At 72.9% G+C, this 20437-nt stretch carries 22 protein-coding genes; 2 read left to right on the top strand and 20 right to left on the bottom strand.

The window, feature by feature from the left end; translation table 11 throughout:
• Positions 1–120 precede the first annotated feature (120 nt).
• The 13 genes from RB150_05785 to ftcD form a co-directional block, all read right to left on the bottom strand.
• Positions 121–1293 (bottom strand): shikimate dehydrogenase, encoded by a 1173-nt coding sequence (locus RB150_05785; GenBank protein ID MDQ7820042.1) that lies wholly within the window; start codon positions 1291–1293, stop codon positions 121–123.
• Positions 1294–1321: 28 nt separating this feature from the next.
• Entirely contained in the window at positions 1322–2287 is a 966-nt protein-coding gene (locus tag RB150_05780) for a quinate 5-dehydrogenase (GenBank protein MDQ7820041.1), read from the bottom strand.
• 83 nt (positions 2288–2370) lie between these two features.
• Positions 2371–3168 carry a type III pantothenate kinase gene (locus tag RB150_05775; protein ID MDQ7820040.1) on the bottom strand — a complete coding sequence of 266 codons (798 nt, stop codon included), beginning with the start codon at positions 3166–3168 and terminating at the stop codon, positions 2371–2373.
• 21 nt (positions 3169–3189) lie between these two features.
• Positions 3190–3972, bottom strand: a complete 783-nt coding sequence (locus RB150_05770; GenBank protein ID MDQ7820039.1) for an ECF transporter S component — start codon at positions 3970–3972, stop codon at positions 3190–3192.
• Positions 3973–4097: 125 nt separating this feature from the next.
• Positions 4098–5048: a P1 family peptidase gene (locus RB150_05765; GenBank protein MDQ7820038.1), complete on the bottom strand. Its 951-nt coding sequence runs from the start codon at positions 5046–5048 to the stop codon at positions 4098–4100.
• Positions 5018–5836: a biotin--[acetyl-CoA-carboxylase] ligase gene (locus RB150_05760; GenBank protein ID MDQ7820037.1), complete on the bottom strand. Its 819-nt coding sequence runs from the start codon at positions 5834–5836 to the stop codon at positions 5018–5020. Before RB150_05760 ends, RB150_05765 begins: the two co-directional genes overlap by 31 nt.
• Complete coding sequence (locus RB150_05755) at positions 5824–6480, bottom strand: deoxynucleoside kinase (GenBank protein MDQ7820036.1); 657 nt, start codon at positions 6478–6480, stop codon at positions 5824–5826. The genes RB150_05760 and RB150_05755 overlap by 13 nt, the downstream gene beginning before the upstream one ends.
• Before the next feature lie 31 nt (positions 6481–6511).
• On the bottom strand, positions 6512–7183 hold the full coding sequence (locus tag RB150_05750) for a deoxynucleoside kinase (protein ID MDQ7820035.1): 672 nt from the start codon (positions 7181–7183) through the stop codon (positions 6512–6514).
• Complete coding sequence (gene folK, locus RB150_05745; protein MDQ7820034.1) at positions 7180–7713, bottom strand: 2-amino-4-hydroxy-6-hydroxymethyldihydropteridine diphosphokinase; 534 nt, start codon at positions 7711–7713, stop codon at positions 7180–7182. The genes RB150_05750 and folK overlap by 4 nt, the downstream gene beginning before the upstream one ends.
• A gap of 29 nt (positions 7714–7742) precedes the next feature.
• Positions 7743–8111 (bottom strand): dihydroneopterin aldolase, encoded by a 369-nt coding sequence (folB, locus tag RB150_05740; protein MDQ7820033.1) that lies wholly within the window; start codon positions 8109–8111, stop codon positions 7743–7745.
• A 3-nt stretch (positions 8112–8114) separates the two neighbouring features.
• Complete coding sequence (locus RB150_05735; GenBank protein ID MDQ7820032.1) at positions 8115–8816, bottom strand: cyclodeaminase/cyclohydrolase family protein; 702 nt, start codon at positions 8814–8816, stop codon at positions 8115–8117.
• Positions 8813–10075 (bottom strand): imidazolonepropionase, encoded by a 1263-nt coding sequence (hutI, locus tag RB150_05730; protein MDQ7820031.1) that lies wholly within the window; start codon positions 10073–10075, stop codon positions 8813–8815. Before hutI ends, RB150_05735 begins: the two co-directional genes overlap by 4 nt.
• Positions 10076–10103: 28 nt before the next feature.
• On the bottom strand, positions 10104–11000 hold the full coding sequence (ftcD, locus tag RB150_05725; GenBank protein ID MDQ7820030.1) for a glutamate formimidoyltransferase: 897 nt from the start codon (positions 10998–11000) through the stop codon (positions 10104–10106).
• A gap of 214 nt (positions 11001–11214) precedes the next feature.
• Here ftcD and RB150_05720 point away from each other — a divergent pair, with 214 nt between their 5' ends.
• Entirely contained in the window at positions 11215–11811 is a 597-nt protein-coding gene (locus RB150_05720; GenBank protein ID MDQ7820029.1) for an RNA 2'-phosphotransferase, read from the top strand.
• A 172-nt stretch (positions 11812–11983) separates the two neighbouring features.
• Positions 11984–12757, top strand: coding sequence for a class I SAM-dependent methyltransferase (locus tag RB150_05715; protein ID MDQ7820028.1), 774 nt, complete (start codon positions 11984–11986; stop codon positions 12755–12757).
• Between the two features lie 22 nt (positions 12758–12779).
• Here the strand turns inward: RB150_05715 and RB150_05710 are convergent, their stop codons facing one another.
• The 7 genes from RB150_05710 to ftsH all read right to left on the bottom strand — a co-directional run bounded on the left by RB150_05710 (position 12780) and on the right by ftsH (position 20375).
• Complete coding sequence (locus RB150_05710; protein MDQ7820027.1) at positions 12780–13133, bottom strand: ASCH domain-containing protein; 354 nt, start codon at positions 13131–13133, stop codon at positions 12780–12782.
• Positions 13134–13168: 35 nt separating this feature from the next.
• Positions 13169–14848, bottom strand: a complete 1680-nt coding sequence (gene hutU / locus RB150_05705; GenBank protein MDQ7820026.1) for a urocanate hydratase — start codon at positions 14846–14848, stop codon at positions 13169–13171.
• Positions 14848–16410 carry a histidine ammonia-lyase gene (gene hutH / locus RB150_05700; protein MDQ7820025.1) on the bottom strand — a complete coding sequence of 521 codons (1563 nt, stop codon included), beginning with the start codon at positions 16408–16410 and terminating at the stop codon, positions 14848–14850. Before hutH ends, hutU begins: the two co-directional genes overlap by 1 nt.
• A 21-nt stretch (positions 16411–16431) precedes the next feature.
• Positions 16432–17121, bottom strand: a complete 690-nt coding sequence (locus RB150_05695; protein MDQ7820024.1) for a hypothetical protein — start codon at positions 17119–17121, stop codon at positions 16432–16434.
• A gap of 40 nt (positions 17122–17161) precedes the next feature.
• Positions 17162–17761 carry an isochorismatase family cysteine hydrolase gene (locus tag RB150_05690; protein ID MDQ7820023.1) on the bottom strand — a complete coding sequence of 200 codons (600 nt, stop codon included), beginning with the start codon at positions 17759–17761 and terminating at the stop codon, positions 17162–17164.
• Positions 17762–17827: 66 nt separating this feature from the next.
• The gene (locus RB150_05685) at positions 17828–18316 is read right to left on the bottom strand and encodes an ECF transporter S component (protein MDQ7820022.1); all 489 of its coding nucleotides are present in this window, start codon (positions 18314–18316) and stop codon (positions 17828–17830) included.
• A gap of 151 nt (positions 18317–18467) precedes the next feature.
• Entirely contained in the window at positions 18468–20375 is a 1908-nt protein-coding gene (ftsH, locus tag RB150_05680; GenBank protein ID MDQ7820021.1) for an ATP-dependent zinc metalloprotease FtsH, read from the bottom strand.
• Positions 20376–20437: the final 62 nt, after the last annotated feature.

The raw sequence follows: 20437 nt of genomic DNA, 5'->3' as shown, positions 1-20437 counted from the left end.
ACACCGTAGGCCGACCGGCCTACAGCGCCCCCCGCGCCCTGCTGTGCGGTTTGCGGCGATCAAAAACTGAGGGCCTGCGCCCTCAGCGGGACGCAGTATATCCCATGGCCCCGGCGTCCGTCAAGCGCGGGCGACGCCGGCGCGGCGGGCGGCCTGGCGGATCCGCTCGATTTCGCCGTCGTGGATCGCCCGCTCGAACCGCCGCAGGCCCGCCAGGGCAAACCCGTGGCGGCGGGCCAGCGCGGCGATCTCCTCCACCCGGGCCAGGTCCACCTCGCGCCCCAGGGTGAACGGCTCGAAGCGGCGCTCCAGGGCCAGCAGGATGGTCTCGGCCATGCACGCCTCGCACATCCGCGGCGGAAACCCGAAGTCAAACCCAAAGTCCACATCCCCGGGCACCTGGATGACGCCGCCGTCGATGACCAGCACATCGTCCCGGCGCTCGTACACCAGGCGCGAGACATTGCGGGGCCGGGCCACGTCGCACACCACCGCACCGGGCCGCAGGTCCTCGGGCTCGATCAGGACGTCGGTGGCCGACGAGACGGCCAGGACCACGTCGGCCGCGCGGACGGCCTGCCGCACATCGGTCCCCACCTCGATCCGGGCCCGGCCGCCCCGCAGTCGGTCCGCCAGCGCCTCGAGGGCCTCCCGGGTGCGGGCCACCAGCACCAGCCGTCCCGCCTCCCGGGACAGCAGGTGACTGCACGCGGTGCCGATGGACCCCGTGGCGCCCACCACGGCCACCGTGGCCCCGGAGGGGTCAATGCCCATCCGCCGGGCCGCCAGGAGGGCGCCTTCCACGGCCGTGGCCGCCGTGTAGCTGTTGCCCGTGGTCACCGGGATGCGGAGGTGGCGCGCCACGGTCACGCCGCGGTCACCGACGATCTTGGTGAAGGCGCCCAGCCCGACGATGCGGGCCCCCAGGGCCTCGGCCAGGCGCCCGGCCTGGATGATGCGGCGATAGGCGAACTCCAGCGGGGACTCCAGCAGCGTGCGGGGAGTCAGGGGGAGGCCGATGAACCAGCCCTCGGCTCGCGCCCCGGTAGGCGAGCGGATGCCCGTGATGCGGGACACCAGGCGAGGCGGGACCCACCGGAACACCCGCTCGACCAGGCGGGCCGGCAGCCGGCGGGTCACCGGGTAGCGGCGGGCAAAGTCCTCCACCCGCAGGGGGTGGATGATGAACGCGAACCGGCCGATGCCGCCGTCGGGGGATCCTCCGGACTCCGGCGCCCGCGACGCGGCGGGGGACTGCGGGTCGAGGTCTGGGGTCGCGGGCTCGCGCGTCACGGTCTGCCGCTCCAGCGTCCCCCGGGAGTCATGGCGTCGCCGCGGCGGCCGGCCGGGCCGGCGCCCACGGCGGGGCCAGGTCGGGGTTGAGCTCGTAGTACCCGGGCTCGAATCCGGCCCGCAGCGCGGTCTGGAGGTATTCCTCGGGGGAGATCGCCTCCGGCGGCCGCTCCAGCAGGGCCACGATCACCCCCTGCAGGACGTTGGTGGCGAACGCCCGCCCGCCCATGTCCGGCCCGTCGGTGACCAGCAGCCACACCCCCCGGCTGCGCAGCTCCTCCAGGTCGGCGCGGGTAATGGTCTGGGTGAGGATGAGTTTGCCCCGCAGGTCCGGCGGCATGTACCGGCGGATGAGGTGGAAGTCGCCGGCCACCACGTCAGCCCACCGGTAGTACCGCTCCCACCGGGGCGTGATCCGCTCCTGCTTCTTGCCGGTGGGGTACAGCCAGGCGATGGGCGCCTGGGACAGCCACGGGAGGATCAGGGCGGCCAGGATTTTCACCGAGGTCAGCGAGCGCAGGGGGATCGGCAACCCCAGGGCGAACAGGAAGTCGCCGAAAATCGTCTGGGCGCCAGCCAGGGCGAAGGCTTCCGCCATCCCGTAGCGGTCCACCGAGGAAACCAGCAGCACCCGCCGCCCCCGGAAGGACAGCCCCCGCCGGGTGGGCAGGTACTCGGTGATCAGCCACCGCTCCCAGGAGGCCTTCAGCCCCCCGCCGTCCACGAACGGGGTACGCCGGACGTTGCGGACCAGGGCGGCGGTCTCCCGGATCCGGTAGCGGCGGGACCCGGCGGTCAGGTAGAGGTCCGTGCCGCCCAGGCCCAGGGCGTCCACCTGCCCGTCCAGCTCCTCCAGCAGGCGCCGGGCCCGGCGCACATCGCCGTCGGTGCCGATGCGCTCCACGATCACCCGCTGGCCCAGGATCTCCAGTTCCACGCGGTGGTCGCGGCTGCTGCTCCCGAGGCTGACCGACACGACCCGCTTGACCTTCATGCCCTCGGCTCTACTACGCGCCGCGGTGGGGGATTCCTGCCCCACTGCGGCGCCGCCACCCCCGTCTCCGCGTTCCACGCGTGTCACCGCTCTACCGCCTCCACGCCCCGGGCCGCCGGGCGGTTGCGTTCGTGGATGAGCCGCAGGCCCTCCAGGGTCAGCAGCGGGTCCAGGTGGTCGATGGACCGGCACTCGTCGGCGATCAGCTCCGCCCACCCGCCGGTGGCCACCACCACCGCGGGCGCGCCCAGTTCCGCCCGCATCCGGCGGATGATCTCCTCCACCTGTCCCACGAAACCGTAGACGATGCCGGCCTGCATGGCGGTGACGGTGGAGCGGCCGATCACGGTGCGGGGCTTGCTGAGCTCGATGCGGGGGAGCTGGGCCGTGTGCTCGGCCAGGGCGTCCACCGAGATGCCGATGCCGGGCGCGATGGCGCCGCCCAGGAAGTCCCCGTCGGCGGACACCGCGGTGAAGGTGGTGGCGGTGCCGAAGTCCACCACGATGGCGGGCCCCCCGTACCGGGCGTACACGGCCACCGCATTGCAGATCCGGTCCGCCCCCACCTCCTTGGGGTTCTCGTACAGGATCCGGATCCCGGTGCGCACCCCGGGGCCCACCACCAGAGGCGTGACCCGGAAGTACCGACGGCACAGGCGGTCGAAGACGTCGGTGAGCGGCGGCACCACCGAGGAGATGGCGGCCGCCTCCACTCCGGCGAACTCCATCCCGGCGTGCTGGAACAGCGCCCGCAGGAGCATGGCGTACTCGTCGTCGGTCCTGTCCAGGACCGTGGCCAGGCGCCAGTGGACCAGCAGCGCCGCGTCCCGGTAGACACCGACCTTGATCTGGGTGTTGTTGATGTTCAGGGCCAGCAGCATCTCCCTCACCGGAGCGGACTCCTACCGCCCCCGCGCCGCCTCCACCGCCCGGCACACCGGCACCGTGACCACCACGGCCAGGACCACCTCCGGCAGCCCGTGGGTCGCGCCGATGACGAACGCCGCCCCCGCGGGGATGTAGCCGAACGCCACCATGAGGCTCAGCACGCCCACCGTGTTGGTCAGGGTGCCCGCCACCGCCGCGGCGGCCGGCGCCGCGTTGGCTCCCCTCAGGGCGGCGTAGGCCATGGCTGCGGCGGCGACGCCAGCGGCCGCCGCCACCCACGGCCGGACGACGGTGGCCGCCGCCACCGCGTGGTAGGCGGCGATCAGCCAGCTGGGAGCGATCGCCCCGGCGGCATACGCCTCTTCGAAGCGGGAGGCGCCGGGCCCGAGGATGGTGAACATGCCGGCGCCCAGAACGGCCGCCGCCAGGGCCCGGGCGTACCGGCGCTGGAGGGCTGCGAAGACCAGGGCGGCGACCACGCCGATGAGGATCCGCGGGCCGAAGGCGATCACGGGGTTCTTGAAGATCGGGGTGGTGGAGCGGTAGAAGCTCCAGAACCCGAAGATGCCACCCACCAGCGCGCCGGCCACCGGGCCCTCCAGCACCCCGGCGATGATGGCCGGGATGTGCATGGTGGTGGCCGCGCCCGCGGGGGTGGGCGCGGGAATGAAGCCCAACCCGGGCACGTAGCCCAGGACGGCGGCCACCGCCCCCAGGGCTCCGGTCACCGAGATGTCCCGGGCGGACAGACGAAACCCCTTCCGGAGAACGGAAGGGGCGTATCCGGGCTGTGCCATGGTATCCCTCCGTTCCAGTCTCTTCGAGTACCGGACGGAGCCTGATCGAGTGGCTCTGTTCGGGAGTCCGGCCCCGGGACGGTGCCGGCTCTCTGCATACTGTACCACATCCGGCCCGGCGGCGGTCAGGGGTCGGCCAGCCCGGGAATCCCCGCCAGCCCCCGGGCCAGACGCACCGCGCGCTTGACGGCCTCCGCCACCGCGGCCGCGGCGGCGGCGCCCAGCGCCAGAGGGTCCGCGTCGGCGGCGCCGGTGGACAGGGCGAAAACGGTGTCCCCGTCATACAGGGTATGGACGGGCGAGATGACCCGGGCGAGCCCGTCGTGGCCCAGCTGGGCCAGCTTGTTGGCCTGCTCCTTGGTCAGCCGGGCGTTGGTGGCCACCACCGCCAGCGTGGTGTTGGTGGCCAGCCCCGCCGGCCGCACGCCGCCCACCAGCGCCCGGGCCGTGTCCAGGAAGCGACCGCTGGCGGGATCCCGGGCGCCAGCCAGGATCTGTCCCGTCCGGTCGTCCAGAACGTCCCCGAAGGCGTTGACCACCGCCAGGGCGCCCACCACCACGTCCCCGGGCAGGCGCAGCGACCACGTGCCCACGCCGGCCTTCATGGCCGTCGCCGACCCGCCCAGCTTGCCCACGGTCGCCCCGGTCCCGGCGCCGACGCTCCCCTCCTCCACCGGCCCGGCCGACGCCGCGAGGGCCGCAGCGTATCCCATGGCCGCATCCGGCCGCACCAGCGGGCTGCCCACGGCCAGATCAAAGATCACCGCCGCGGGGACGATGGGCACCTTGGCCACCCGCGCGTCGTAGCCCACCCCCCGTTCCTCCAGGAAGCGCATCACCCCGTCGGCGGCGGCCAGGCCGAAGGCGCTGCCCCCGGTCAGCAGGACCGCGTGGATCCGCTCCACCAGCGTCATGGGGCGCAGCAGATCCGTCTCCCGGGTCCCGGGCGCGGACCCCCGCACGTCCACGCCGCCCACCGCGCCGCGCTCGCACAGGACCACCGTGCACCCAGTGGCCGCCTGCAGGTCGGTGGCGTGACCGACGCTCACTCCCGGTACGTCGGTGATCTGAGCCATGGCCGCTCCTCTCTGGCCGCGGGCGCGGGACGCAGCGACACCTCTCCGGCGACCACCCGCACGCGGCCGGCCGCCGTGCGGATCACCAGGGCGCCCGTGTCGTCCACGTCCTCCGCCACCCCCTCCACCTCCCGGGCGCCGCCCGTCCGCACGCGCCGGCCCAGGGTGGCGCTGCGGCGGCGCCAGGCGGCCACCACCGCAGCGGGATCCTGGTGCAGCAGGTCGTAGTATTCCTCGCACCGGGACAACACATCGGCCGCCAGCAACGCCAGGTCCACATCGCTCCCCGTAAGAGACCGCAGGGACGTGGCATCCTGGCGCACCTCGGCGGGCAACGCGTCCACGTCGAGGTTGGCGTTCACCCCGACGCCCGCGACGGCCGCGGAGCCGGCCGCCTCCACCAGCACCCCGGCCAGCTTGCTGTCACCCACCACCACGTCGTTGGGCCATTTCAGGGCTGCGCGCACGCCGGCAGTGGCGGCGGCGGCGTCGGCCGTCGCCAGGGCCACCGCGAACCCCACCAGGGGCCACTGCGCCACCGGCAGGCCCGGGCGCAGCACCACGGACATCCACAGGCCTCCGGGCGGAGAGAGCCACCGACGGCCGCGCCGGCCGCGGCCCGCGGTCTGCACCCGGGCGATGACCGCGGTCCCCTCCGGCGCGCCGGCGTCGGCCATCTCGCGGGCCCGGTCGTTGGTGGACCCCACCCGATCCAGAACCACCACCGGGCGGCCGAATCGGCGCGTCCGCAGCCGCGCCGCCACCGCGGCCTCGGTCAGGTCGGCCATGCCTCCCTCCGGCTGCCGGGCCCGGCGCCTCCCCCGGCCGCTCCGGTCCCCAGGCGGTTCTGGATAGCCTCCACCACAGGGTCCAGCCTGTCGAGGTCCAGGCGGTCGGCGTCCACGGTGAGGAGGGGGCACAGGGTGAAGCGGTCCACCCACTCCCGGTAGCGTTCGTTGAGCTGGGCCAGGTAGGACGGCGGGATCCGCTGCTCGTAGGCGCGGCCCCGCTGCCGGATGCGCTCCAGCAGTGTCGGCACCGAGGCCTGCAGGTGGATGACGAGATCCGGAGGGCGCAGGAGGCCCACCATGGTGGCGAACAGATCGGAGTAGGTGCGGAAGTCCCGCTCGTCCATCAGGCCCTGGAGGTAGAGGTTGCGGGCAAAGATCTCCGCATCCTCGTAGATGGTCCGGTCCTGAATCACCGGCACGGGGGATCGGGCGATCTCCTGGTGGTGCTGGAAGCGCCGGCTGAGGAAGAACACCTGCAGGGCGAAGCTCCAGCGGCGCATGTCGGCGTAGAAGTCCGGCAGGTAGGGGTTGTCGTCCACCACCTCGTAGCAGGCGCGCCACCCCAGGCGGCGGCTGAGGGCGGCGGTCAGGGTGGACTTTCCCGCGCCGATGTTGCCGCTGATGGCTACGAACCACGCCACGGGCAGGGTGCCTCCCTCCGGACGCGCGTCCTCATTGTACCCGGGGTGTGCCCCGCGCCACATAGGCCAGGATGGCGCGCAGGTCCGCGTCGCTGAAGATATCCACCCGATCCGTGTCCACCTGCAGCACCGGCGCGTCGCCGTAGGAGTCGAAGAACTCGTCGTAGGCCTGGCAGAGCCGGGCAAGATAGGCCGGCTGCAGGGCCCGCTCGAACGGACGGCCGCGCCGGGCGATGCGCTCCAGCAGCGTCGGCAGCGACGCCCGCAGGTATACCACCAGGGAAGGGGTGACCGCGCGGGGCGCCAGCGCAGCGTACACCCGATCGTACAGGTCCATCTCCTGCGGATCCAGGGTCAGTCGCGCAAACAACCGGTCCTTGGCGAAGATGTAGTCGGTTACCACCGGGACGCCGCGGGCCCGGGCCTGGCGGACGGCTTCCTGCTGGCGGAAGCGGCTGAGCAGGAAGAAGATCTGGGTCTGGAAGGCCACGGCCCGGATGTCTTCGTAGAACCGGGAGAGAAACGGGTTCTCCTCCACCACCTCCAGCACCACCTCCGCTTCCAGGGCCTCTCCCAGGCGCCGGGCGAGGGTGGTCTTGCCCACGCCGATGGGGCCTTCCACCGCCACCACCGGCACGCCCTCGGGCAGCAGGGGCTCCTGGGCCGACGGGGGAGGTCGGTAGACCAGGCCCTCCCCGTTCATGGGGACAGGCGGCGGACGGCCTGGTCGCGCACCCGCGGGAGGAACTGGTCCAGCCGCCTGCCATCGGGCAGGGCGGCGTCGGGCGCGATCTCCAGCAGCGGCTCCAGGACGAAGCGCCGGCGGGTGATCTCCGGGTGGGGAATGACCAGGGCCGGGGTGTTTACCACCAGGTCCCCGTACAGCAGGATGTCCACGTCGATGGAACGCGGCCCCCAGCGCTCGCCGCGCACCCGCCCCAGCGACCGCTCCACCTCCTGGGCCAGGGACAGCAGGGCCTGCGGGGGGAGATCGGTCTCCACCTGAGCCACCATGTTCACAAAGGGCGGCTGGTCGGTCTTCCCCACCGGGGCCGTCTCGTACAGCGACGAACGGCGCACCACCCGCACCCGCCCCGAGGACTCCAGCGCCGCCAGCGCCTGCTCCACCAGCCGCGCCCGGTCGCCCAGGTTGGAGCCCAGTCCCAGAAAGACCCGGGATCGCGGGACGGGGGGGATGCCGGGGGTCGAGGTTCGGGGGTCAGGACGCCTCAACGGGTCAGCGCTCCATCGGTCCAGCGGTGTCACGCCCGGCGGCGGACGATCTCCACCGCGGCGTAGTCCACGGGGCCGGGCAGGGGTACCGACGGCTTGCGCACCCGCACGCGCACGGCGGTCACGGCCCCCAGGCCCAGCAGGCGGGCGGCCACCTCCTCCGCCACCGCCTCCAGCAACCGGCGCGGCGGTCCCTCCACCACCTCCCGGACGAGGTCGTACACCCGCCGGTAGTCCACGGTGGCGGCCAGGTCGTCGGTGCGCCCGGCAGGTCTCAGGTCCGCCAGCAGGTCCACATCCACCACGAACTCCTGGCCCCGGGCGCGCTCCTCCGGGAGGACGCCGTGATAGCCGAAAAAGCGCATGCCCTCCAGGATGATGCGGTCGGTGGGATCCACCGCTCACTCCCGCCGCCCGGCGCGGTCGCCCGAGGCCGGCGGGCCGCCCGCCGAGGTGTCCTGGCCGGGAGGGGCCGGGGGCATCGGGATGGGGCCCAGCCGCTTTTCGACCACCGCCAGGGCCTCGTCGCGCACCACCTCGGCCCGCTGGAGCAGCGCGCGGACCTGCTCGCCGGTCCGGGCCACATAGGCCGCATCCCGCAGGGACGTCAGGTTGATCCGGACGTTGAGCAGCGCGCCGGTGGCCGCCGCGTAGGCCAGCAGGACCGCGACCCCGACGTCGCTGATGGCGGCGGCCGCCCCGGCCCGCGCCAGGGTGGCGCCCAGGTCCAGCAGGGCCGCGCACCGCGTGGCCACCTCCAGCGGGACCTCGGCGGCCGCGCGCAGCGCCCCCTGCACCGCCTCCTGGCGGCGCGCGCGCTCTTCCGGAGTGCTCCGCGGCAACCGCATAGCCTGCACCACCGCATCGAACGCCGCCGCATCCCGCTCCGCCAGGTCCAGGAGGGCCACCCGCTCGGCGTCGGCGGCGGCGGAGGCCTGCGCAAGCGCCGCGTCGTCCTCCCCCTTGCCGGCCGACAGCCGCGCCACCATGCCCAGCAGTGCGGCGGCCGCCGCCCCCGCCACCGCCGACGCGGAGCCGCCACCGGGCGTGGGGTCGGAGGAGGCCAGGCGGTCCAGGAACTCCTGCACCGACAGCGTCCTCACCGCCGCACCACCCGGCCGCGCTTGACGACCGTATGGATCAGATGCACCCCCGCCTGCATGGCCAGGTGCCGGTAGTCCGGCGCGTCCAGCACCACCAGGTCGGCCGCCTTGCCCGGCTCCAGGCTGCCCACCTCAGGAGCCATCCCGATGGCGTGGGCGGCGTTGATGGTGGCGGCCACGATGGCCTCGGCGGGGGTCAGGCGCATGCCCGCGCACGCCAGCGCAATCACCAACGGCATGGCATAGGTGGGCGACGTCCCGGGATTGAAGTCCGACGCCAGCGCCACCGGCACGCCCAGCTCCACCATGGCGCGGGCGCGGGCGTAGGGCAGGCCCAGGACCAGGGCCGTGGTCGGGCACAGCACCGCCACCGTGCCCGCGGCCGCCAGGGCCCGCAGGCCGTCGTCGGACGATCGCAGCAGGTGGTCGGCGGAGACGGCACCGACCTCCGCCGCCAGCCGGGCCCCCCCGGTATCGGCGAACTCGTCGGCGTGGATCTTCGGCGCCAGCCCCGCGTCTGCCCCCGCCTGCAGCACGCGCCGCGCCTGCTCGGGAGTGAACGCCCCCTCATCGCAGAACACGTCGCAGAACTCCGCCAGGCCTTCCTCCGCCACCGCCGGGATCATCTCCTCCACCACCAGCTGCACGTACCGGTCAGGCTCTCCGGCGTATTCGGGAGGGACCGCGTGCGCCCCCAGGAAGGTGGGAACGAGGTCCAGGTCGTGGGATGCCGACAGGCGGTGCGCCGCCCGCAGACACTTGACCTCGTCATCCACCGTCAGCCCGTAGCCGCTCTTGACCTCCGCCGTGGTGGTCCCGTGGGACAGCATGCCGTCGGCCCGCGGGCGGGCGAGGTCCACCAGCCGGTCCTCGCTGCTGGCCCGGGTGGCGGCGACGGTGGACAGGATGCCTCCCCCCGCGGCCAGGATATCCTGGTAGCGGGCGCCCCGCAGGCGCCACTCGAACTCGTCCTCCCGCGAGCCGGCGAAGATGAGGTGGGTGTGGGGATCCACGAAGCCCGGCAGGACCACCCGCCCGGAGGCGTCGATCACCTCCGCGCCCGGCGCGGGCGTCACCTCGTCCAGAACCTGGGCCGTGGGCCCCGCGGCCACCACGATCCCCTCCACCGCGGCCACGGCGCCGTCCCGGACCAGCCCCACCTCCGCCAGGGCGGCGCCGGTGCGGGGCGCGTGATTGGGCCCGGCCAGGGTGAGCAGCTGGGCTGCGTGCACCACCAGCAGATCAGCTTCGGTTGTCATGGCGGTCGGCCTCGAGGCTGGGGAAGGGTCATTCCATCAGTTTCGCTTCCAGAATCTGGTCCCGGCGGAAATCGCGCAGGCGAAGGTAGAAGCGCGCCACGTCGGCCACCGCGTCCAGGGGAATGAGGCCCACCACCTCGCTCTCCTGGATCTCCACCCCGTAGCGGGCGGCCTCAGTGCGAACCAGCTCGAATGCGCGGTACAGGGGCGTGCGGGTGTGGTCCAGCAGGTTCATGGACACCTGGGCCTGTCCTCCCTCGCTGGTGACGCCCATCGCCTGCACGTTCACCAAGCCTCCGCTGCTCTCGCGCACCGCCCGGGCGACGCGTTTGGCGACCTCCACGTCGGTGGTGGTCAGGTTGACGTTGAAGGCGATCAGGGGACGCCGCGCCCCGACCACCACGGCCCCGGCGGTCGGGTGGGGATGGGGATCGCCCACGTCGGGCGCCCAGGCAGGGTCGGCCATCTTGGCCGCCAGGCCTTCAAACTCCCCCTTGCGGATATCCGGCAGGCGCCGGCGCTCGGGGCGGGTGGCCGCCTCGGCGTAGAAGTACACGGGCACCCGCAGCTCTTCCCACAGGCGGCGGCCCAGCTCCCGCGCGGCGGCCACGCAGTGCTCCATGGTCACGCCGGCGATGGGCACCAGGGGGATGACATCCACGGCCCCCAGCCGCGGGTGCTCGCCCCGGTGGACCCGCATGTCGATGAGCTCCACCGCCCGGCGGGCGGCGGCCAGGGCCGCGGCTGTCACCGCCTCGAGATCGCCCACGAAAGACAGCACGCAGCGATTGTGGCTCTCGTCGGCCTGCACGTCCAGCAGCCGCGCCCCGGGTGTCCGGCGAACCTCCTCGGCGATGGCCTCGATGACGTCGCGGCGGCGTCCTTCGCTGAAGTTGGGCACGCACTCAACCAGGATCCCGGACATGGCTCCTCGGCCATCCGCACCTCGGCGCCCCGCGCCGGGCGCCCCGGACGGTGGACGGTGGGTATGTTCTGTGCGCCGCAGGCGTCCTCCTCGGCGGGCCGCGGCGCGGGAGGAGGCTCCGCCGGCGTCCGCGAACTCGGCCACTGCCCGCGTGGGCGAGCCGGTGCGGGCGTCGGAGTGCGCCCGGAGCGCCCGCCGGCGCGGAGCGATTCGGATGAGCCGAAGACCACCCGCGGCGCGGTCGGGGGATCGCACGGAACGCCTGAGCCGGTTTCTGGCCCTGGTCCTCCGCCACCGGCCCGAGAGCGTGGGTGTGGCCCTGGACCCCTCCGGCTACGTGGACATCGACACGCTGGCCGCCGCCCTGGCCCGGCAGCCCGGCTGGGCGTGGGTGACGGCGGACAGCATCCGCGCCGTGGCCCGCGTGGACCCGCGGCGCTATGAGGTGTCCGGCGGCCGCATCCGGGCCCGTTACGGCCACAGCGTCCCGGTGGACACCCCGGGCCCGCCGGTGGTGCCGCCCGAGTGGCTGTACCACGGGACGTCGCCGGCCGCCCTGGAGGCCATCCGCGCCCGGGGCCTGCAGCCCCAGGCCCGCCAGTTCGTGCACCTGTCGGCGTCGCGGCAGGACGCGCTGGCGGTGGGCCAGCGCCACAGTCCCGACGCGGTGGTGATCACGGTGCTGGCCCGGCGCGCCCACGCCGCCGGCGTGCAGTTCTACCGGGCGTCGCCGTCCATCTACCTGGCGCGGCACATACCGCCCGAGTTTCTCCTGCTCCCCACCCCAGCGGACACCCCCCCGGGCGGGTAGAGGGGTATCCCGCAGGCGTGCGGAAGGACGGCGGGGCCCGGCGGCGGAAGACAGCTACCCTCAGCAGACATGCGGGCCTCCGCCCGTGAGGCGTCCTGGAATTGTGGGGTCAGACCCCCGTGTCGTCGCGGCGGCGGGGTCGGGAACACCCGTCTGCGGAGGAGGTGGGAGGATGTCCCGGGCACCGCAGTCGTCCGGACCGGCTGCACCGGCGGCCGCCTACGACCGGTTTGCCTGGTTCTACCACCGCTACTGGGGATCCGGGCCCGACGCGTTCGCCTACCGCATCCTGCCGGTCCTGGACCGCCTGGTCTTGCCCCACGTTCCCGCCGGCGCACGGATCCTGGACCTGTGCTGCGGGGACGGGACGCTGGCGGACCTGCTGCAAGCGCGGGGGTACCGGGTCACGGGCGTGGACGGCTCCCTGGAGCTGCTGCGCTACGCCCGCCGGACGGCCCCGGACGCCCGGTTCATCTGCGCCGACGTCCGCCGCCTGGCGCTCCCTCCGGTGTTCGACGCGGTCCTGTGCACCTACGACAGCGTCAACCACCTGATGGACCGCGCGGAGCTGGAAGCCGCCTTCCGCGCCGCGGCCGGCGCCGTGCGGCCCGGCGGGCGGTTCTGCTTTGACGTGAACACCGCCGACGGCTACCTGGCCCGCTGGCGGGGGTCGTTCAGCATCATCGCCGACGACCACGTCCTGGCCGCCCGCCCCCGCTTCGACCCCGCCACCGGCGTGGCCACGTTCCAGCTGGCCCTGTTCCGCCAGGAGGAGGGCCGGTGGACGCGCACAGATCTCACCCTCTCCCAGCGGTGCCATCCCGACGCCACCCTCCGCGAGGCGCTGCAGGCCGCGGGGTTTGCGGCGGTGGAGGTTTCCGACGCCGAACGCGACTGGGGACTGCGCGAGCCGGGGCGCGCCATCTACCTGGCGGTCCGGGCCTGACCGGCCGGATCGGGGCCTCCCCCTACTCTTCCACCCGGGAGAAGTGGATCACCGTCACCGTGTCGTCCAGGGTGATCTGGCGCTCCCGGCCGTAGATGTTGGTGAGAAAGTCGATGAGCTCGTCGTGCCGGCGCAGCTCGGGATTGTCCCGCTGGATCTCCCGCGGCGTGACATCGCGCAGGGCCTTCACCTCCACCGCGTCCACGATGGCTGCCGCGATCTTCTTGCGGGTCCCGAAGCGGCGGCCCACCGTCAGCCACACGATTTGCCCCGGGCGATACTTGTCCCGCTTGTCCCCCAGCCGGATGGTCGCCGTCTTGCGGCCGTCCCGCAGCTGCTCGGCAAACACGGCGGAGTAGAAGTTGAGCGCGTACACGTCGCCTCCCTCCCGATGCGGACTCGACGCGGGTGTCATGCCCCGCCGGCGCCGGGCAGCATGGGGATCTTCAGCCCGTGCCGGCGGGCGGCGGCAATGGCCTGCTCGTAGCCGGCGTCGGCGTGTCGCATGATGCCGGTGCCCGGGTCGGTGGTGAGAACCCGCTCCAGCTTGCGGGCGCCCAGGTCGGTGCCGTCGGCCACCACCACCTGTCCCGCGTGAATGGAGTAGCCGATGCCGACCCCGCCCCCGTGGTGGACCGCCACCCAGGTGGCGCCCGCGCAGGTGTTCACCAGCGCGTTGAGGATCGGCCAGTCGGCTACCGCGTCGGAGCCGTCCCGCATCCCCTCGGTCTCGCGGTAGGGCGAGGCCACCGACCCCGCATCCAGGTGGTCACGGCCGATGACGATGGGAGCCCTCACCCGACCCCGACGCACCAGGTCGTTGAAGGCCAGGCCGGCCACCGCCCGCTCGCCGTAGCCCAGCCAGCAGATGCGGGCCGGCAGGCCCTGGAAGGGAACCCGCTCCTCGGCCAGGCGGATCCAGCGGGCCAGGGATGCGTTCTCGGGGAACAGCTCGACCACCGCCCGGTCCGTCTCCCGGATGTCCTCGGGATCCCCCGACAGGGCCACCCACCGGAAAGGCCCCTTGCCCTCGCAGAACAGCGGCCGGATGTAGGCCTCCACGAATCCCGGATAGCTGAACGCGTCGGCATACCCGGCCTCCCGGGCCTGGCCGCGCAGGTTGTTGCCGTAGTCGAACACCACGCTGCCGGCCCGGCGCATGGCCACCATGGCCTCGCAGTGCCGGGCGATGGACGCCCGCGCCCGCCGCACGTACTCCTCGGGCTGTTCCCGCCGCAGGCGCGGGGCCTCTTCGGCGGTGACGCCTTCGGGGACGTAGCCGCCCAGCGGGTCGTGGGCGGAGGTCTGGTCGGTGACCACGTCGAAGCGCACGCCCCGGCGCACCAGCTCGGGATACACCTGGGCGGCGTTGCCCAGCAGCGCCACCGACAGCGGCCGCCCGGCCCGTCGGGCCTCCTCCACCGTCCGCAGAGCCTCGTCCAGATGGTCGGTGGCGTGGTCCACCCACCCGCTGGTCAGCCGGCGGTGGATGCGGGCCGGGTCCACCTCCACGATGAGGGCCACGCCCTCGTTCATGGTGATGGCCAGGGGCTGGGCGCCGCCCATCCCGCCCAGGCCTGCCGACAGCACCAGGCGGCCCCGCAGGGTCCCCCCGAAGTGGGTGCGGGCCACCGCCGCAAACGTCTCGTAGGTCCCCTGGAGGATCCCCTGGGTGCCGATGTAGATCCACGAGCCGGCGGTCATCTGGCCGTACATCATCAGGCCCAGGGCTTCCAGCCGCCAGAAGGTCTCCCAGGTGGCCCAGGCCGGCACCAGCATGGAGTTGCTGATGACCACCCGGGGGGCCCACTCATGGGTCCGGAAGATCCCCACCGGCTTGCCCGACTGGACCAGCAGCGTCTCGTCGTCTCCCAGTTCCCGCAGGCAGCGGACGAGGGCGTCAAAGCACTCCCAGTTCCGTGCCGCCTTGCCCGTCCCCCCGTACACGATCAGCTCGTCGGGCTTTTCGGCCACTTCGGGGTCGAGGTTGTTCATCAGCATGCGCAGGGCGGCCTCCTGGGGCCACCCGCGGCAACTGATCTGGGTCCCCCGGGGCGCCCGCACGATCCGACGCATCCCTCCCACCGCCATCAGCGCACCTCCCCTACCGCGCCCTCCACCGCCGCCGCCAGGCGGCCGCTGCGCACCAGCTGGACTGCGGCCTCCAGATCCGGGGCCAGCGCCCGATCCTCCTCCAGGCGCGGGACCACCTCCCGCACGGCGGCGTAGGCCGCGCCGGTACCCGCGCCCGGCCGGGCCGGACGGTGGAACTCCAGAGCCTGGGCCGCGCAGACCAGCTCGATGGCCAGCACCTGGCCGGTGTGCGCCACCACCCGGGCGGCCTTGCGGGCGGCGATCATGCCCATGCTCACGTGGTCCTCCTGCCCCGCGGAGGTGGGGATGCTGTCCACGCTGGCCGGGTGGCAGAGGACCTTGTTCTCCGACACCAGGGCCGCGGCCGTGTACTGGGCCAGCATCAGGCCGGAGTGCAGTCCTCCGTCCGGTGTCAGGAAGGCCGGCAGCCCCGACAGCGCGGGGTTGACCAGGCGCTCGATGCGGCGCTCGCTGATGCTGGCCAGTCCGCTTGTGGCCACCGCCAGCACATCGGCCGCCAGCGCCACCGGCTGCCCGTGAAAGTTGCCCCCGGACAGCACGCGCTCTGCATCGGCGAATACCAGGGGATTGTCGGTGGCGCTGTTGATCTCCACGTCCACCACGCCGGCCACGTAGCCCAGGGCGTCGCGGCACGCCCCGTGGACCTGGGGCATACACCGCAGGGCGTAGGCATCCTGCACCCGGGCGGACGACCGGGGCCGGGCCAGGATCTCGCTGCCGGCGATCAACCGGCGCAGGACGGCGGCGCTGGCCGCCTGGCCGGGATGGGGCCGCACCTGGTGCAGCAGGGGGTCGAAGGCGTCGGGCAGACCCCGCAGGGCTTCAAAGGTCATGGCCCCGGCGATATCGGCCACCACCGCCAGCATCCGGGCATCGTGGACCGCCAGGGCCAGCAGGGCGGTCATTCCCTGGGTCCCGTTGATCAGGGCCACGCCCTCCTTGGCCTCCAGAACCACAGGCTGCAACCCGGCCCGGGCCAGCGCCTCCCCGCCCGTCAGGCGCCGGCCGTCGGTCACCGCCTCGCCCTCCCCCACCAGGACCAGGGCCAGGTGCGCCAGGGGCGCCAGATCGCCGCTGGCTCCCACCGATCCCTGGGAGGGCACCACGGGGTGGACCCGCCGGTTCAACATCGCCACCAGCAGGTCCACGATCTGCGGGCGCACCCCCGAGTATCCCAGGGCCAGGGCGTGGGCCCGCAGGAGCATCATGGCGCGCACCGCCTCTTCCGGCAGGGACTCCCCCACGCCGGCGCTGTGGCTGCGCACCACGTTGAGCTGCAGGGAGGCGGCCTGCTCGGGCGAGATGCGGACGGCGGCCAGGTCGCCCACGCCGGTGGTGATGCCGTAGACGACGCGGCCGTCGCGGATGATCCGGTCCACCACCGCGCGGGACCGCTCCATGTTCTCCCGGGCCCGAGGCGAGACGACAACCTCCGCTCCCTCCCGGGCCACCCGCACCACGTCCGCGATGCTCAGCCGCTCACCGATCTCGACCCGCGCGCGTGCGGCCGCCGCGTCCACCCGTCCTCCCCCGGCCATCGGATGCACCCCGCGCCGCCGTCACCGCAGGCTCGGGTGGTAGGTGGTGGTCACCCCCCGCTCGCCCCGCGTGCCCACCACGGTGGCCAGGGTGATGTCCCGGTAGGTGATCCTGGACGTCACCGTCTTGATCCCCGGCAGCTGGGACAGAACCGCCTGGGACGCCAGCAGGCCCTCGGTCTCCAGGTTCTTGCGGGCGTCGGTCTTGTCGTCGGGCTCGATGAGCACCATCGCCCGGCCTTCCTGGACGCGGTCGCCGGCTTTGACCAGCACGGCGACCACCCGGCCGGTGTACTCGGCCTGAGCGCCCAGGACCACCTTGCCGTCGGCCGAGCGGACGTACACCAGGGGATCTCCCCGGACCACCCGCATGCCCACCAGCAGCTGATCCAGATTCCTGGCCACCACCTCGCCGCTGACCAGCGCCCGGGCCGCCGGCGGGTACGTGGCCGACTCGAAGGTGACATCCACGGTGCCCGCGGCCTCGTCCACGGCGAGAGACTTGACCGATCCGCGGCCGATGATGTTCTCGATCAGGTTGCGGACCAGGACCTCCGGCGGCGGAGGCCGGCGGGCTTCCTCCTCCCGCCGCCGGTAGACTGCGTCCCACGCCACCAGGCCCCCGGTGGCCACAGCCACCACCGCCAGATAGATGAGAATCGGCCCCCAGCTGAGCCCCGCCTTGCGCGCCAGACGCCCCGCGCGAGCCACCCTCCACCTCCTCTCACTCGGTCCGGCCCCGGGAGGGCCTTTACGCTGCCACCTGAATCGCATCGGACGTGGTGATGGTCCCCCGGTACAGGAACGACGTCTGCCGGATGGCCACCTGCAGGTCAAACGGCGTCAGCGCGGAGATGGCGTCGATGGGCAGGATCACCCGATACCCCCGGATCGCGGCGCTGCCGGCCGTATGGAGGACGCAGATGTTGGCCACGGTCCCGCACACGATCACCGTGGTGATGCCCCGCAGGCGCAGTTCATGGTCGAGGGATGTCCCAAAGAAGCCATCATAGCGCAGCTTCTGGATCACCCGTTCCCCGGGCCGCGGCGCCAGCTCGTCCACGATCTGCCAGCCCCAGCTGCCCCGCACCACGTGCTGGCCCCAGATGGCGAATTCGATGTCTCCGGGGTCGTGGGTGTCCTGGGTGAAGAACACCGCCATCCCGTGCCCCCGGGCCAGGGACAGCAGCCGCTGGATGGCGGGGATGGTCTCGCGGGCCTGGGGCACGACCAGCGCCCCACCATCCGTGACGAAGTCGTTCTGCATGTCCACGATGACCAGCGCGGTCGTCCTGGGGTCGACGAGTACGCGCCGTTCCACCTGATACTCCGGCGCCTCGACCGTCGGCATATCCTCACCTCCCGACCGCCGCTTGTGGCGCCGCCCCTCCCGCCTCCGGCGCCGGGCGGATACCCGTCAGGTCCGGGTCACCAGCGGCCGCAGGAGCGGCACCGCCAGCAGAATCACCACCACATCCACCACCGTCTCAAAGGCCAGCCCGTAGACGAAGACCGCCCCGGCGATCTCCGAGGCCGGCAGCAGGCCCGCGGCGATGAACCCCAGGATGTTGAGCGCGTGCCCCACCAGGATCGTGAAGGCGCCGGCCAGGACGGACCGGCGACCCACGACCCCGGCCGCCAGGCCCATGACGGCATGAGGGATGACGGCCACGCGCTCGAACGCGTTCCCTGCGGGCGTGAAAAAGCCATTGATGCCGGTGCCCACCAGGCCCACCAGGGCTCCGGCGGCCGGCCCCAGCAGGATCCCGGCGATCACCACCACCACCATGTTCAGAGCGATGATGGCCCCGGGGACCATGGGGTTGGGCAGGTAGCGCACCACCTGTCCCACCACCACGTACAGGGCGGCCAGCACTGCGGCGTAGGCAATCTGGCGGGTGGACATGAGATCCTCCTGCCCCGCGGCGACGTCGTGCCGCTGACCATCGGGGAGCACCGGCTCACTTCGCGCCTCCAGGGTCCGCTCCCTCTCCCCGCAGGCAGCGGTCGCGCAGGTCCCCCGCGGCGGGTCCGGAGGGACTCGCGGACAGATGGCTCTAGGACGCCTCGGGCTTGGGCTTGAGGGTGGGACTGGGGGCCGGCAGAGGCACTTCGGGGCGGGGAGCCTCTGCCGCCGGCCGGCCGGCGGGCGCCGGGCGGGCCGGGCGCTCCACGGGTTCACCGGCCAGGGCCCGGTCGATCTCCTCGCCCTCCAGGCTCTCGTGCTCCAGCAGGGCCCGGGCCAGGCGCTCCAGCCGGTCCCGGTTGGCCTGCAGCAGGTCGCGGGCGCGCTCGTAGCACTCGTCGATGATGCGCCGGACCTCCTTGTCGATCTCGTAGGCGATCTCCTCGCTGTAGTTGCGGGTCTCCACCAGGTCCCGCCCCAGGAACACCGGGCCGTGCCGCTTGCCCAGGGACAGGGGACCCAGCTTCTCGCTCATTCCGAATTCGGTGACCATCTTGCGGGCCAGTTCGGTGGCCTGCTCGAAGTCGTTCTGGGCCCCGGTGGTGACCTCGTTGAACACCAGCTCCTCCGCCACCCGCCCGCCCAGCATGGCGGTGATGCGGTCCAGCAGCTCGCTCTTGGTGTAGGTGTACTTGTCCTCGGGCGGGGCCGAGATCACGTAGCCCAGGGCCATCCCCCGGGGGAGGATGGTCACCTTGTGGGGCGGGTCGGCGTTGGGGAGCAGTTTGCCCAGCAGGGCGTGGCCGCCCTCGTGGTAGGCGGCGATCTCCCGCTCCTTGGCACTGAGGATGCGGCTGCGCCGCTGAGGCCCGGCGATGACCCGCTCGATGGCCTCCTCCATCTCGGCCATGGTGATCTTCTTCTTGTTGCGCCGGGCGGCCAGCAGGGCCGCCTCGTTCACCAGGTTGGCGAGGTCGGCGCCGGAAAAGCCCGGGGTGTGCTTGGCCAGCAGGTCCAGGTCCACGTCCTCGGCCAGCGGCTTGCCCCGCACGTGGACGTCCAGGATGGCCCGCCGCCCCTTGCTGTCCGGGTTGTCCACCACCACCCGCCGGTCAAACCGCCCGGGCCGCAGCAGCGCCGGGTCCAGGATGTCGGGCCGGTTGGTGGCCGCGATGACGATGATGCCGGCGTTGGGGTCGAAGCCGTCCATCTCCACCAGGAGCTGGTTGAGAGTCTGCTCGCGCTCGTCGTGGCCCCCGCCCAGGCCGGCCCCCCGCTGGCGCCCCACGGCGTCGATCTCGTCGATGAACACCAGGCACGGCGCGCTCTTCTTGGCCTGGTCAAACAGGTCGCGGACCCGGCTGGCCCCCACCCCCACGAACATCTCCACGAACTCCGACCCGGAGATGGAGAAGAACGGCACCCCGGCCTCCCCGGCCACTGCCTTGGCCAGCAGGGTCTTGCCGCTGCCCGGCGGCCCCACCAGCAGGACCCCCCGCGGGATCTTGGCCCCCAGGGCCTGGAACTTCTTGGGGTGCTTGAGGAACTCGATGATCTCCTGCAGCTCCTCCTTGGCCTCGTCCACCCCCGCCACGTCGTCGAACGTCACCTTGGGTCGGTTCTCGGTGTGCAGGCGCGCCCGGCTCTTGCCGAACGACATGGCCTGGTTGCTCCCGCTCTGGGCCTGCCGCAGCATGAGCAGCCACAGGCCGATGAGCAGGAAGATGGGCAGCATGGTGGACAGCAGGCTCGGCCACAGGGTGGTCCGGGACTTGGGCTCCACGTGGATCTGGACGCCCCCGGACTGCAGCAGCGCCAGGTACGAGGTGTCCCCCGGCGGCACGTATGTCCGGAAGGTCTGGCCGTCCCGCAGCCGGCCCGACACGGTCTCGTCGCCGATGGTCACCTCGACGATGCGCCCCGCCCGGGCGTGCTGGAGGAACTGGGTGTAGGAGATCTCCTCGCGGGGGCCGCGGGTGCGGTACAGGGGCAGGAAGAAGTACAGGACGACCGCCAGGATGATCGCCCACACGGCCAGATTGCGCAGGTACCGGTTAATCATGAACCCTGCCCCCTGCCGGAGCCCGTCCCGGCTCCCGTCCGATAGATTCGCTCCACCGC

It is taken from the genome of Armatimonadota bacterium (assembly GCA_031081675.1).
GTDB classification, from domain to species: Bacteria; Sysuimicrobiota; Sysuimicrobiia; order Sysuimicrobiales; family Kaftiobacteriaceae; genus Calidihabitans; species Calidihabitans tengchongensis.
The sequence above is the reverse complement of the archived record's forward strand: the minus strand, read 5'-3'. Positions and strand labels throughout refer to the sequence as shown.

Coding starts and splice junctions, on each gene's coding strand:
- RB150_05780 (MDQ7820041.1), bottom strand. CDS start 2,287: ATGAAGGTCAAGCGGGTCGTGTCGGTCAGCCTCGGGAGCAGCAGCCGC.
- RB150_05775 (MDQ7820040.1), bottom strand. CDS start 3,168: ATGCTGCTGGCCCTGAACATCAACAACACCCAGATCAAGGTCGGTGTC.
- RB150_05770 (MDQ7820039.1), bottom strand. CDS start 3,972: ATGGCACAGCCCGGATACGCCCCTTCCGTTCTCCGGAAGGGGTTTCGT.
- RB150_05765 (MDQ7820038.1), bottom strand. CDS start 5,048: ATGGCTCAGATCACCGACGTACCGGGAGTGAGCGTCGGTCACGCCACC.
- RB150_05760 (MDQ7820037.1), bottom strand. CDS start 5,836: ATGGCCGACCTGACCGAGGCCGCGGTGGCGGCGCGGCTGCGGACGCGC.
- RB150_05750 (MDQ7820035.1), bottom strand. CDS start 7,183: ATGAACGGGGAGGGCCTGGTCTACCGACCTCCCCCGTCGGCCCAGGAG.
- hutI (MDQ7820031.1), bottom strand. CDS start 10,075: ATGACAACCGAAGCTGATCTGCTGGTGGTGCACGCAGCCCAGCTGCTC.
- ftcD (MDQ7820030.1), bottom strand. CDS start 11,000: ATGTCCGGGATCCTGGTTGAGTGCGTGCCCAACTTCAGCGAAGGACGC.
- RB150_05720 (MDQ7820029.1), top strand. CDS start 11,215: ATGAGCCGAAGACCACCCGCGGCGCGGTCGGGGGATCGCACGGAACGC.
- RB150_05715 (MDQ7820028.1), top strand. CDS start 11,984: ATGTCCCGGGCACCGCAGTCGTCCGGACCGGCTGCACCGGCGGCCGCC.
- hutU (MDQ7820026.1), bottom strand. CDS start 14,848: ATGGCGGTGGGAGGGATGCGTCGGATCGTGCGGGCGCCCCGGGGGACC.
- hutH (MDQ7820025.1), bottom strand. CDS start 16,410: ATGGCCGGGGGAGGACGGGTGGACGCGGCGGCCGCACGCGCGCGGGTC.
- RB150_05690 (MDQ7820023.1), bottom strand. CDS start 17,761: ATGCCGACGGTCGAGGCGCCGGAGTATCAGGTGGAACGGCGCGTACTC.
- RB150_05685 (MDQ7820022.1), bottom strand. CDS start 18,316: ATGTCCACCCGCCAGATTGCCTACGCCGCAGTGCTGGCCGCCCTGTAC.